This window comes from Hylemonella sp. P2_B10 (genome assembly GCF_056404875.1).
Window position 1 is genome coordinate 128340 of record NZ_JBFUDE010000006.1, and the last position, 12481, is coordinate 140820.

Consider the following 12481-nt stretch of genomic DNA (forward strand, 5'->3'; position numbering starts at 1 on the left):
GTGGCATCGACGCACGCCAAGGCGCAGCCAGCGTCACTCCATGCCGTAGCGCTTGCGAATCTGCTTCAGCACACCACGCGCCTCCAGTCGCTCGGCCGCCGCGTCCAGAGTCAGCACATCGGCGTGGTCCACCGTCTGCTTGTTGAACATCATGTGCACCCGCGTGCGCGACACCGGGCGCGGCAACTCCACCAACACCATGTTCAGCCGCGCCGCCTCGCTCAGCATCGAGGCGCGGTCGGCCATGATCAGCACGCCGCGCCCGGCCTTCAGCATCGTCAGGCCCTGCGCGTACGAGTCGAAATGCGACAGCAGGCCGGCGCGCTCCAGCGGCTTGGCGAACTCGTCATATTCGGTGCCGAACCAGCCGGTGCCCGGGCTGAGCACGGTGAGGCGGCGCGTCAGGATGGTCTTGAAACCGGCCACGTCGCGCAGCACATCGGGCTGGCCGGGCAGCGCAAACAGGCTGATGGTCTCGTTGCGGTAGGCCTTGGAAAACCACGCATAGGCGCGGCGCTGCACGGTGTCGGTGCCGGCCACCAGCATATCCAGCTTGCCTTCCGTGAACATCACGTTGCGGCGCTGGCTGGGCGTCTCGGGGTCGATCAGCAGGGAGCACTTGGCCTCCTTGAACACCGCCTGGATGATCTCGATGTCCGCCCCCACCGCCTCGCCCTTGTCGTTGGCATAGAAGTAAGGCGGCCAGGTCATCATGCCCACGCGCAGGGGCTTGGAGCAGGCGTGCGCGGTGCTGGGCAGTAGCCAGAACAGGCAAAACAGGAGAGAGATGAAGGGATGCGACACCGGAAAACCCAAGGAGGGCTAACAGTATCGCACCGCCCCGACGCCAATTGAGCTCACGGGCTGTCGGTTCCAGTGCAATGGCCAAACACCATGCAGCCCTCCCTGCTAAATGACCGCGCCATCGGCCCGGCCCATTCGTTCATCACTCAAATGGACTGGGGCCTGCGCGGCGCTGGCGCTGAGAAAAACTGCAAATGACTTTCATCAGACAGGCTGAAAGCTGTACCAAGACAATTGATATCCCCCATGATGCACCGGTGTGAATCGTTCGGGGTTTGGCCAAAGTCTGAAAATTAGGCCAGTGGACCAAAAGTGAAGGTATATCTCCTTTAGATGCTTGGGAGAGAGGTCTAGCTTCTGATCCGCAAGGGCAAAGTCAACCAGCAGACTTTCTGCGGGATAACAAATTCCCCGCTCATCAGGCGCTCCAACCGACACCAGAAGATGATCAACGCCGTCGTTGTCCTTGGCGTCTATGCGTTGTGATAACTCCTTCAGAAGAGCAGATTTTTCATGTATCGAGGTATATGCAAGCCCCAACTCAAATCCATACTTTGAACAAAAATCCGTGGCCGGAGTACCGTTAACAAACGGCACCGCATAAAACATTGCGCCGTGAGGTGTTTTACGGGCATCGATGTCCGGCGCGACTTCAGGAAGCGCACCGGTAGGCAACATCAAAATTTCCTTTTTTGGTTTGTATTCTTTTAAAGCCTCGACCAGTGAATCGATCGACGGCTTTTCGTTGGGGTGCGGCGGTCTTCCAGTTTCTATCTCGCCCTGGCCAAAGTCAAAAACCATGTAAATAAAGAATCCACGTAGGTTTGAGAGGGCTATCTCCTCCCTCATGATTTTCCTACGAACGCCTTCAAGCAAAGCAAGTGGCTTTCTTCTCTCCCCAACACCGAATTGGGTGCACTCGACACTTACTGTTCGATCATCCTTCTGACATAAGAAATCTGGCGGATCTGCCCCGGCTGTGACTTTGTCATACAACTCGCCACTCCCGGTTGCAACCGAGTAGTCGTTAACAAACCTGCGGAGGTGAGTCTCCTCCTTCTGATTTTTGGTCATGGAAAGAGCCGCTGGCCATAAGGCGATAGGCCATTCGTAAGAAATGACTAACCTCTCAGCACCGTCTGAATCGAAACCTCTGTGACCAAGTATTAATGGTGCTCCCCACGGTGTCGTCACATAGTCAAGCCGGGCAATTGATACGCCTACATTCAAGGCAACCGGAATGAAATGAATAGGGGAAAGCCTCGACTGGGCTGAGTCACTCAATAGTTTCTGCGCGAGCCCGCTCCACTGCACTCGATACGAATCTGGAGTGTCCACCGCGTGCTCCACAATCACCCCTACAACCCCAGCTTCGCCGCCAACCCAATCCGCTGCAACTTGCCTGTAGCGCCTTTGGGTATCTCCGCCATGAAGAGGATCTTCTTCGGCACCTTGAAGTCCGCCAGGTGCTTGGCGGCAAATTCACGCAGTTCTTTCTCCGTCAACGCCTGGCCCTCGCGCAACACCACAGCGGCGGCCACTTCTTCGCCCAGCTTGTCGTGCGGCATGGCGAAGGTCACCACCTGCATCACGGCGGGGTGGTCCATCAGCACCTCGTCCACCTCCAGCGGCGACACCTTTTCGCCGCCACGGTTGATGATTTCCTTCAGCCTTCCCGTCAGCGTCAGGTAGCCGTCTTCGGTCATGCTGCCCTGGTCGCCGGTGCGGAACCAGCCGTGGGTGAAGCCCTCGGCATTGGCCTTGGGGTTGTTCTCATAGCCCAGCGTGACGTTGTCGCCGCGTATCACCACCTCGCCTATCGTTCCCGGGGGCAGCAGGTTGCCGTCGTTGTCCATGATGGCCACCTCCGGCCCGCCGGCAATGCCCACCGAGCCGGGGATGCGCTTGGCCGGGGGCAGCGGGTTGCTGGCCATCTGGTGCGCAGCCTCGGTCATGCCGTAGGACTCGATCAGCGGCGCCTTGAAGACACGCTCCAGCTCCGCGATCACCTGCGTGGGCATGCTGCTGCTTGAGCTGCGCAGGAAGCGCAGCGGGTTGGCCGCTATCACGTCCATGTTGCCGCTGGCGCGCGCCAGGATGGTCTGGTGCATGGTGGGCACCGCCGTGTACCAGGTGGGTTTGCATTCCTTCATCCAGCCAAAGAACTTCAGCGCGTTGAAGCCCGGTGTGCAGAAGATCTGGCTGCCCACCGCCAGCGGCGCCAGCACGCCGGCGATCAGCCCGTGGATATGGAACAGCGGCATCAGGTGCAGCTCGCGGTCGGCCGGCGTCAGTTGCAGCGTGTTGCTGATGTTGCGTGCGGACGCGCACACGTTGGTGTGCGTCAGCGGCACGATCTTGGGCCGCGAAGTGGTGCCGGATGTGTGCAGGATCAGCGCCACGTCATCCGTCTGCGCCGGCCCGCCCCGGCTGGGCGCCTCAGCCACCGCCGGACCGTGGAGCGTGAACGTGCCGGCGCCCAGTTCGGGCTGTGCCGTCAACTCCAGCACCGCCACGCCCAGTCGCTCGGCCACGGCGCGCGCGGGCGACTCGCTGCCGGCGGCCACCACCAACGCGCAGGCCTTCAGGTCGCTCAAGTAGAACTCGAACTCTTCAGCGCGGTAGGCGGTGTTCAGCGGCGCGCAGGTGGCACCACTGGCCACGGCCACGAAGGCAGTGGCCATCTCAGGGCAGTTGGGCAGCACCAGGGCCACGCGGTCGCCACGGCCTATGCCCAAGGCGTTGAGCCGCGCCACGGTGCGCTCCACCAGTTTCTCAAGCCCGTGGTAACTCAGCGGCACGGCGCTGGGGCCGGTGATGGCGGTGGCGTCGGGCGTTTGCCGCGCGTGCGCGGCGATCATTTCGTGCAGGGTGGTGAAGGTGGTGGCCATATGGAAACCCAATGAGTTGACTGCTCGCCGCTGATGGTACCGCGTTGCTTGGCGTGCTTCGCCTGGTCGTGGCCCGTTGGCAGGCGTACTTCTGGGACGCTTCGCCGTTCGTGGCCGGTTGGCAGGCGCGCCGGGCAGCCGTATCCGGACTGCCGGCGGACCGCGCGCAGATGGTGTGTGTGGCGCACCATGCAGTTGGCGCGACCGCCGTGGTTTGAGCGCGTGACTCTGTAGCATGCGTCGCATGCCACCGGCAACCCGGATACGTCAACCCGGCACGCCGCGTGTCGGGGTTGAGGGGCGAGGGCTTTCGCGCGATGGCCTCTGCGGTTCGCGTGGCGAAGCGGCTGTCGGCCGTTCGGCTGTTGGGCGCGTCACCACGCACGACACGCGGCGCGCTGGGTGGCTGCATTGGGGCGTAGGGGACATTCGTGCCCACGAGCAGTCACCCCAACCAGAAGCAGTGTTGAGGCCAGCCAAGCTGGTGTGAGAAGGGCCTCACACCGCGCGGCTCCCCGGAGAACCAATGCGGACGCCCGGCGTGCCTGCCAACCGGACACGTTTAGCGAAGCGCCCTCAGCCAGCGATGCGCAACTTCCCGTGCTGTTGCTCCAGCGTGCGCGCCAGCAAACTGGCCAGCGCATGCACGGCGTCAATGGTGGGCGTGGGGATGTGGGTGATGCGCCCCAGCTCCATCACCGAGGCCACCAGCGCCTGCAGCTCCAGCGGGCGGCCGGCCTCCACGTCTTGCAGCATGCTGGTCTTGTGCTGGCCCACGGCCTGGGCGCCATCGATGCGTTTTTCCAGGCTGACCTTGAACTGCACGCCCAGCTGCTCACCCACGGCCTGGGCCTCGCGCATCATGTTGGCGGCCAGGTCGCGCGTGGGGGCATAGGTGCAGATGTCTTCCAGCGTGGCATGCGTCAGCGCGCTGATGGGGTTGAAGCTCAGGTTGCCCCACACCTTCAGCCAGATCTCGGAGCGTATGTCGCGCGCAATCGGCGCCTTGAAGCCGGCAGCCTTAAAGGCATCGGCCACCGTGCGCAGGCTCTCGGTGTCGCTGCCGTCCAGCTCGCCCAGCGAGAAGCGGTTGCCCTCGATGACCTGGATCACGCCCGGGCGCACCACCTCACTGGCCGGGTACACCACGCTGCCGATCACGCTGTCGATCGGGATGTGCTGCGCAATGCTGCCGTCCGGGTCCACCGCTTTCAGCGCCATGCCTTGGTAAGCCTTGCCGGCCTCGCCCGGCAGTTTGTGGAAATACCACCAGGGGATGCCGTTTTGCATCGTCACCACGCGGGTGTGCGGCGCCAGCAGCGCCGGCAGCTCGGCCGCCACGGCCGCCAGCTGGTGCGCCTTCAGCGCCAGGATGACCACGTCTTGCAACCCCGCCTCGGCGATGCGGTCGGTGGCGCGCACCTGCGCCAGCACCTCGGTGCCGTTCTCCTCGATCAGCAGCATGCCGTTGGCCTGCACGGCGGCCAGGTTGGCGCCGCGCAGGATCACCGTCACGGTGTGTCCGGTGGCGGCCAGCTTCACGGCCAGCATGCCGCCAATGGCGCCGGCGCCGACTACGCAGATTTTCATGGTGTGGGGGCCTGCCTTGTTGCGGCAGGTCCGCTGTTGCGCAAACCCGCATGTTAGACGCTGGCCGCCCCCGGCAGGTAAAGCGGCGTGCCAAACCCCATGGGCCCTGTCACAATTCGCCCAGCCCCTCTGTTGCGCCCATGTACACGTTTTACCCGCTCGAAAAATTCCTGCTGTTCGTGGCCCTGCCCGGCGTGCTGCTGCTCTCCGTGCTGGAGGCCTGGGTGCTGTCGCGCCGCCAGGCCTACGACTGGAAGTCCATGGCGGTGTCCATCGGCGACCTGTTCCTGCGCACCACGGTGACCATCCTGCTGCCGCTGTCCATCGTGGCGCCGCTGGTCACGCTGGCCTGGCAGCACCGCTACACCACGATAGAGCTGGACAGCTGGCAGGCTGTGCTGCTGCTGTTTGTGCTGCAAGAGTTTTGCTACTACTGGTACCACCGGGCGGCGCACCGGGTGCGTTGGTTCTGGTGCAACCACGCGGTGCACCACTCGCCCAATGAGTTGAACCTGGCCGCCGCCTACCGCATCGGCATGTTGGGCAAGCTGACCGGTGTCACCGCGTTCTTTTTGCCCATGATCTGGCTGGGCTTTTCACCGCGCGTGGTGGCCGCCACGCTGACGCTGAACCTGCTGTACCAGTTCTGGATACACACCACCTGGATCCCCCGGCTTGGCTGGATGGAATACGTGTTCAACACCCCTTCCGCCCACCGCGTGCACCACGCCGCCAACCTGGAATACCTGGACGCCAACTACGGCGGCGTGCTGGTGGTGTTTGACCGCCTGTTTGGCACCTATGTGGCCGAGCGTGCCGATGTGCCCTGCCGCTACGGCTGGGTGCAGCCGCTGACCAGCTACAACATCGTGCGGGTGGAGTTCACCGAATGGGGCAAGCTGGGCCGCGACCTGCTGGCCGCGCGCAGCCTGCGCGCCGTGCTGGGCCACTTGTTCATGCCGCCGGGCTGGCGGCCCGATGGCCAGGGCCTGACCACCGAGGCCCTGCGCGCGGCTTCCGGCCAGGCCAAGCCCGGGCAGGCTGCCGAGGCCAGCGCCCTGCCCTCGCCGGCTGCGTCAAGCGGCCGATAAATTCAGAGCTGCCGCCAAGCGGCGTTCAGGTTCAGCGCCGAGTCAAGCTGCTGCCAAGGTCGGGCCAGCCGCAATGGCAGCCTCCGCCTTCTCGGCGCGGCGCACGGCGTCAAACACGGCGCGCTCGCCGGCTTTCACCACGTCAAACACCAGCAGCTGGCGGAATTCCGGGTCGGCCACCATGGCGCCGCCGGGCACGCCCAGCAGCGCATGCAGGTAACCCAGCAGCTTGACCATCACCAGGCCGGTGATGCGCCGGGCGTCCACCTCGGGCACCGAGCCGGTGATGGCGCAGGCCACCACGCGCTCGCGGAACAGGTCGATCACCTTGGCGTACACCGGGTCGGCGGCGATGTCGGGCTGCTCGGTGTCCGGGCCACGGCCATCGGTGCCGTAGACCATGCGGTAGTGGTCCTGGTGCTCGTCCCAGTAGTCGATGAAGGCGACCACGTGCGCGCGCAGCGTCTCGCGCGGCGAGCCGGAGTCGCGCCCGGCGGCGAGCAACTGGTCCAGCAGCTCACGGAAGATGTCCACCCAGATGTGGCCCACCAGCGCCTGCTTGCTGGGGAAATACGAATAAAAGGCCATCGGCGACATGCCCATGGCCTGGGTCATGGCGCGCACGGTCAGCGCGGCGTAGCCCTGGGTGCGGTAGATGTCCTTGGCGCGCGCCAGCAGTTGCTGGCGGAATTCGGCCTGGCTGGCCGCAGAGCGGCGGCGCGTGGCCTTGGGTTTGACAACAGGATTTGCTGTTTGAGTAGGCATATGAATTACGCGTACAGTACGTTTATTTTGTAACTATTATGCTTACAGAAAACATAAATTCAATAATTTCATCAACTATTTTATTTATACTAATACTTTTATAAGCGGTACTAGTACACATCTTGGCGCGTCGGCCCAACAGTGGGCAAGCGCCAAGACAGCGGGCATGAGGGCAGGCAGGGGGCCACAGCGGCAAAAGCCCGGCGGGCGCCCGGTGCAAAACCAGGTGATCGCCGGGAGAGCGCCAGGTGGGCGCTGGCCCGCAATGGGTTCAACCGGCGTCGGGGCCGCTGGCGTCATCCGCGCGGCGCTGGCGCGCGCGCTGCAGCAGCAGCGTGACCAGCACCGCAGCGGCAGCCGAGCCGGTCAGCACCGGCGAGGCGCTGATGGTGCGCGCCAGGCTGTACAAGGCCTCCATGCTGACCTGCTGCACATGGTCTGCCAGGGCCATCACATCGTCGGCGCGCACGTTTTGCGCGTCTTCCATCCGCACCTGGGCCTCGGGCCAGCCGGCGCGAAAGCGGATATTGGCAAAGATGCCATTGGCCACCGCCACCAGCGACAACACGCCCAGCGGGCGCAGCATCTGCTCCAGCAGGCGCCCGCGCAGCGCCAGGGGTGCCGCCTCATACACCTGGGTCACCAGCTGGGCCAGCATGCGCCGGCGCACGGCAGGTGGTGCGGATTCGTAGACCTCCCCCACCAGCTCGGGAATGGGAATGACGGACGCCGCCACGGCGGGCGCGGCGGATTGGCTGCTTTCCTCAGGGTACATGAGGGGCTCCATGAACATGACACACAAGACGCTGGGCACCACTGTGCGCCAGCCCTGTGGTTCTACCATGTAGTACTGCGAAGCGCCTGTAACTGAAAGCGACAAACTGCCAGCAATTGTTCGGTCAAGGACACGGCCGCAACGGGCCGCGCAAGCTTACAGCGACACGCCGTAGCGCGAGAAGATGGCCGCGTAACCGGGCCCCTTCTTGAACTGCGCCAGCGCCTTGTCAAAAGCGGGCAGCAGACCCACGTGCGGCGAGCGCTTGTTCAGCATCAGCTGAAAGGACGTCTGCGCCATCGGCGCGGGCAGCATCACCACCGCGTCGCCGCCAGCCACGCGCCGCAGGCTGTACTGCATGGACTGCGCGTAGTCGATCATCACGTCCGCCCGCCGGGCCACCAGCATGCGCAGCGCGCTGATGTAGTCGTGCCCGGTCTCGACGCGGAAGCCAGCGAAGTTGATGCTGCCCCAGCCATTGCCCACGTAGGTGACGATGCGGGGATTGAGCTGGCGCAGCTCCTGCAGGTTGTGCACCTGCTGCAGTTGCGGCAGCAGCGGGTTGTCGGCGCGGGCGAACATGCGCCTGTGCTGCACCAGCACCGGCTCATGGGCCGGCTCCACAAAGGCCAGCCGTGCCGGCGTGACGGTGGTGCAGAAACCATCGGCGTCGCCGTTCTGCACCATCGCCTGCGCGCGCACCCAGGGGTAACCACTGTGCCGCACGGTCACGCCCAGCTGGCGCGCCAAGATTTCTTCCAGCACGTCCACCAGCACGCCCTTGAGCGTGCCGCCTTCGCGAAAGCTGAACGGGCTGTAGGTCTCGAAATACGCCAGGCGCAGCGGCGCGGCCTTGCCCGGCGCCTGGCTGGCCAGACCAGTCGCCAGCGCGCCACCCAGCGGCAAAGCCGCCGCGGCGCTCAGCAGGGAACGGCGTCGCAACGTCACAGTGCGCGTGCAGCCACTAGCGCCCGGCGTTGGGGAAGAACAATTGCTCGCCGCCAATCTTGTAGCTGGCGATCACCGCCTGGCCGGCTGGCGACACCACCCAGTCGACAAACTTCTGACCCTCGGCCACCTTCACATGCGGATGCTTGGCCGGGTTGACCAGCATCACGCCATACTGGTTGAACAGGCGCGTGTCGCCCTCCACCAGCACCTGCAGGTCGCCCCGGTTCTTGAAGCTCAGCCAGGTGCCACGGTCGGTCAGCGCATAGGCGCCGGAGCCGGCGGCAATGTTCAGCGCCGGGCCCATGCCGCAGCCGCATTCCTTGTAGCCGCTGCCTTTGCTGGCCTCGGCGCCAGCGGCCTTCCAGTAGCGCAGCTCAGCCGCGTGCGTGCCGCTCTTGTCGCCGCGCGAGATGAAGGTGGCGTTGGTGGCGACCAGTTTCTTCAGCGCCTCCACGATGTCCTTGCCACGCACCTTGGCCGGGTCGGCGGCCGGGCCGACCAGCACGAAGTCGTTGTACATCACTGCAAAGCGCTTGACGGCAAAGCCCTCGGCGACGATTTTTTCCTCCGCCGCCGTGTCGTGCACAAACAGCACGTCGGCGTCGCCCCGTCGGCCCATGTCCAGCGCCTGGCCGGTGCCCACCGCCACCACCTTCACCTGCACGCCGCTGGCCTGGGTGAAGGCCGGCAGCAAATGGGCAAACAGGCCCGACTGCTCGGTGGACGTGGTGGACGCCACCACGATGGACGGCTGCGCCTGCGCCGCCACGCTGGCCACGCAAGCCAGTGCCAGGAATGCGCGGCGCGCCGCTGCGGTGAAGTGGTGGGTGATGACGGACACGAAAATGCCTCCTGATGTGTTCAGGCTCGCATCCTAAACGGTTTGGGCCCCACCAAGAGATGGTGCTTATACGGTGGTGTTTACACCACCACACCCAGAATCACGCTGGAAGCCTTGAACAGCGCCGTGGCCGGGTCGCCCGGCGCCAACCCCAGCGCATGCATGCCGTGCTGCGTGATGACGGCCGCCACACTGGCGCCGCCGGGCAGCTCCAGCACCACTTCAACGTTGCCGGCGCCCGGCGCGATGCTGGTCACCTTGCCGCGCAGCTGGTTGCGCGCCGACAGGCGCACGTTTTCGTCCTGCGTCACCAGCACCACAGACGAGGCCCTGACCAGCGCAAAGGCACGCGCGCCCGGCTCCAGCTTCAGCGCGTTGCGGCTCTCGCGTGTGACGGTGGCCACGATGTGCTGGCCACCAGCGGTGGTGAGCTCCACCTCGTCGTTGATGGCACCCTCGCGCACCAAGGTGACGGTGCCCAGGAACTGGTTTCTGGCGCTGGTTTTCATGGCGACGGCCTCGTGTGTGCGGACACCAATGCTATCGGGGCCCCGCGCGCTGTCAACGGTTGCCCAGGCCCCTGCTCCACCAGCACGCCATCGCGCAGCTGCAGCGTCTGGGCGCCAAACCATGGCAGGTCGTCGGGGTCGTGGGTGATCATCAGCACCGGGATGTCCAGGCTTGTGAGCAGCTGGTCCAGCTCGCGGCGCAGCGTCAGGCGCAGGGCGGGGTCCAGCGCGGAAAAGGGTTCGTCTAGCAGCAGCGCGCGCGGCGTGTTCACCAGGGCTCTAGCCAGTGCGGTGCGCTGGCGCTGGCCGCCCGACAGGTCGGCCGGGTGCTGGTGCGCCACCTCTTGCAGCTCGAAGGCAGCCAGCCAGCGCTCCACCGCCTCAACGCGCAGTTTGCTGCCGGGGTTGCGCCAACCGTCATGCAGGCCAAAGGCCACGTTCTGCCGCACGTCCAGGTGCGGGAACAACGCGTAGTCCTGAAACAGATAGCCAAAGCGGCGTGCGCGTGCCGGCACGTCGGTGCCGGCCGTGCTGTCAAACAGCGGCTCGCCGTCGAAGCTGATGCGGCCGCTGTCCGGCCGCAGCAGCCCGGCCAGGGCTTGCAGCAGCAGGCTCTTGCCGGCGCCCGACGGGCCGTAGATGACCGTGCGCTGGCCCTGCGTGGCAAAGCGCACGCGCAGGTTGAAATAGCGCCGCGGGCTGCCCACGCGCTTGTTGATGTCGACGTCGAAATGGCTCATGGTGCCCGGCCCATCAGCGCTGCACGCGCCCCAGCTTGCCCGCCGCCAGCAGCACCAGCGTGCACGCCACCGAGATGATGACCACCAGCGTATTGGCCAGCGAGTCTTGCCCGGCCTGCACCGCCTCATACACCGCGATGGACAAGGTTTGCGTGCGCCCGGGGATGCTGCCCGCCACCATCAGCGTGGCGCCAAATTCACCCATGGCGCGCACGAACACCAGCAGCGCACCAGCCAATATGCCCGGCCACGCCAGCGGCACGCTGACGCGCAAAAACAGCGCCCACTCGCTCAAGCCCAGCGAGCGCGCGGCGCGCTCCAGCTGCGGGTCCACCCCCTCAAAGGCGGCGCGGGCCGATTTGAGCAGCAGCGGAAACGCCACCACCGTGGCGGCAATCACCGCCCCCTGCCAGGTGAAGATCAGGTTGATGCCCAAGCTGTCCTGCAGCCAGTGGCCCAGCCAGCCGCGCTTGCCCAGCAGCACCAGCAGGTAGTAGCCCAGCACCGTGGGCGGCAGCACCATGGGCAGCGTCAGCACCGCGTCCAGCAGCTCACGGCCGACGAACTGTTTGTGCGCCAGCAGCCAGCCCAGGCCCACGCCCAGGCACAGGTTCAGCGCCGTGGCCCAGGCCGCCACCTTCAGCGTCAGCGCCAGCGTGATCCAGGTGGCTTCATCCATGTCTATGCTTCAGGGCTTGCCAAAGCCATGGCGCGCCAACACGGCCTGCGCCGGCGGCGACAGGATGAAGTCCACAAAGCGCGCCGCCTCGGCCGCGTTGGGGCCACCGTCGGTGCGGGCGATGCGGGCGATCGGGTAAGTCACCGGCTTCACAGTGGTCACCGTGGTCACCACGCGCACCTTGTCGCGGGCGTAGGCCGCGTCGGTGGCGTAGACAAAGCCGGCTTCGGCCTCGCCGCGCGCCACGTAGTCCAGCGCCTGGCGCACGTTCAGCGCCAGCACCGCCTTGGGCTGCACCACGCTCCACAGCTTGGCCGCTTCCAGCGCGCCCTGCGTGTAGCGGCCCACCGGCACGCTGGCCGGGTTGCCCATGGCCACGCGCTTCACCTCGGGCCGCTGCACGTCGTCCAGCGTCTTCAGGCCGATGGCGCTGTCGCGGGGGGTGACCAGCACCAGGCTGTTGCTGACAAAGTCGCGCCGGCTGCCGGGGGCCAACAGTTTCTGGGCGGCGGCCTTGTCCATGGCGTCCTGGTCGGCCGAGGCAAACACGTCCACCGGCGCGCCGTTGGCGATCTGCGCCAGCAGCGCGTCGGAAGCCGCGAAGTTGAACAGCAGCTTGGTGCCCGGGTGCTGTGCCTCATAGATAGGCGCCAGCTCGCGAAAGGCATTGCTCAGGCTGGCGGCAGCCGACACCGTGAGGTCAGCCGCCTGCGCGGCCAGGCTTGCCAGGGCCAGCGCAGCAGCGCCCAGGGCGCGCGGCAAGGAAGCGGTTTTGAGCATGGGCGGGCGGCTGGGGATGTGTCTGAGCGCGATATACGGAAGTATATAACGTCGCTTCCTGGCTT

The 12481-nt window shown here is 65.5% G+C and carries 13 protein-coding genes; 1 reads left to right on the top strand and 12 read right to left on the bottom strand.

Features of this window, described 5'->3' with window-relative positions; genetic code table 11:
• Positions 1 to 33: 33 nt before the first annotated feature.
• The 4 genes from AC1DX2_RS23430 to AC1DX2_RS23445 form a co-directional block, all read right to left on the bottom strand.
• Positions 34 to 804 carry a substrate-binding periplasmic protein gene (locus AC1DX2_RS23430; protein WP_477198840.1) on the bottom strand — a complete coding sequence of 257 codons (771 nt, stop codon included), beginning with the start codon at positions 802 to 804 and terminating at the stop codon, positions 34 to 36.
• Between the two features lie 204 nt (positions 805 to 1008).
• Positions 1009 to 2088, bottom strand: a complete 1080-nt coding sequence (locus AC1DX2_RS23435) for a hypothetical protein (RefSeq protein ID WP_477198841.1) — start codon at positions 2086 to 2088, stop codon at positions 1009 to 1011.
• 74 nt (positions 2089 to 2162) lie between these two features.
• Positions 2163 to 3695 (bottom strand): acyl--CoA ligase, encoded by a 1533-nt coding sequence (locus AC1DX2_RS23440; protein ID WP_477198842.1) that lies wholly within the window; start codon positions 3693 to 3695, stop codon positions 2163 to 2165.
• Between the two features lie 576 nt (positions 3696 to 4271).
• On the bottom strand, positions 4272 to 5285 hold the full coding sequence (locus AC1DX2_RS23445; protein ID WP_477198843.1) for a 2-dehydropantoate 2-reductase: 1014 nt from the start codon (positions 5283 to 5285) through the stop codon (positions 4272 to 4274).
• 140 nt (positions 5286 to 5425) lie between these two features.
• Here AC1DX2_RS23445 and AC1DX2_RS23450 point away from each other — a divergent pair, with 140 nt between their 5' ends.
• Positions 5426 to 6376, top strand: a complete 951-nt coding sequence (locus AC1DX2_RS23450) for a sterol desaturase family protein (protein WP_477198844.1) — start codon at positions 5426 to 5428, stop codon at positions 6374 to 6376.
• Positions 6377 to 6418: 42 nt separating this feature from the next.
• Here the strand turns inward: AC1DX2_RS23450 and AC1DX2_RS23455 are convergent, their stop codons facing one another.
• The 8 genes from AC1DX2_RS23455 to modA all read right to left on the bottom strand — a co-directional run bounded on the left by AC1DX2_RS23455 (position 6419) and on the right by modA (position 12416).
• Entirely contained in the window at positions 6419 to 7141 is a 723-nt protein-coding gene (locus tag AC1DX2_RS23455) for a TetR/AcrR family transcriptional regulator (RefSeq protein WP_477198845.1), read from the bottom strand.
• 271 nt (positions 7142 to 7412) lie between these two features.
• The gene (locus AC1DX2_RS23460; protein WP_477198846.1) at positions 7413 to 7916 is read right to left on the bottom strand and encodes a hypothetical protein; all 504 of its coding nucleotides are present in this window, start codon (positions 7914 to 7916) and stop codon (positions 7413 to 7415) included.
• Between the two features lie 156 nt (positions 7917 to 8072).
• Positions 8073 to 8858, bottom strand: a complete 786-nt coding sequence (locus AC1DX2_RS23465) for a substrate-binding periplasmic protein (RefSeq protein WP_477198847.1) — start codon at positions 8856 to 8858, stop codon at positions 8073 to 8075.
• Between the two features lie 22 nt (positions 8859 to 8880).
• Positions 8881 to 9660 carry an ABC transporter substrate-binding protein gene (locus AC1DX2_RS23470; protein ID WP_477199044.1) on the bottom strand — a complete coding sequence of 260 codons (780 nt, stop codon included), beginning with the start codon at positions 9658 to 9660 and terminating at the stop codon, positions 8881 to 8883.
• A 128-nt stretch (positions 9661 to 9788) separates the two neighbouring features.
• Positions 9789 to 10217 (bottom strand): TOBE domain-containing protein, encoded by a 429-nt coding sequence (locus AC1DX2_RS23475; protein ID WP_477198848.1) that lies wholly within the window; start codon positions 10215 to 10217, stop codon positions 9789 to 9791.
• Positions 10214 to 10957: an ATP-binding cassette domain-containing protein gene (locus AC1DX2_RS23480; protein WP_477198849.1), complete on the bottom strand. Its 744-nt coding sequence runs from the start codon at positions 10955 to 10957 to the stop codon at positions 10214 to 10216. The genes AC1DX2_RS23475 and AC1DX2_RS23480 overlap by 4 nt, the downstream gene beginning before the upstream one ends.
• Positions 10958 to 10970: 13 nt before the next feature.
• Positions 10971 to 11636 (bottom strand): molybdate ABC transporter permease subunit, encoded by a 666-nt coding sequence (gene modB / locus AC1DX2_RS23485; RefSeq protein ID WP_477198850.1) that lies wholly within the window; start codon positions 11634 to 11636, stop codon positions 10971 to 10973.
• 9 nt (positions 11637 to 11645) lie between these two features.
• Positions 11646 to 12416: a molybdate ABC transporter substrate-binding protein gene (gene modA / locus AC1DX2_RS23490; RefSeq protein ID WP_477198851.1), complete on the bottom strand. Its 771-nt coding sequence runs from the start codon at positions 12414 to 12416 to the stop codon at positions 11646 to 11648.
• Positions 12417 to 12481 lie beyond the last annotated feature (65 nt).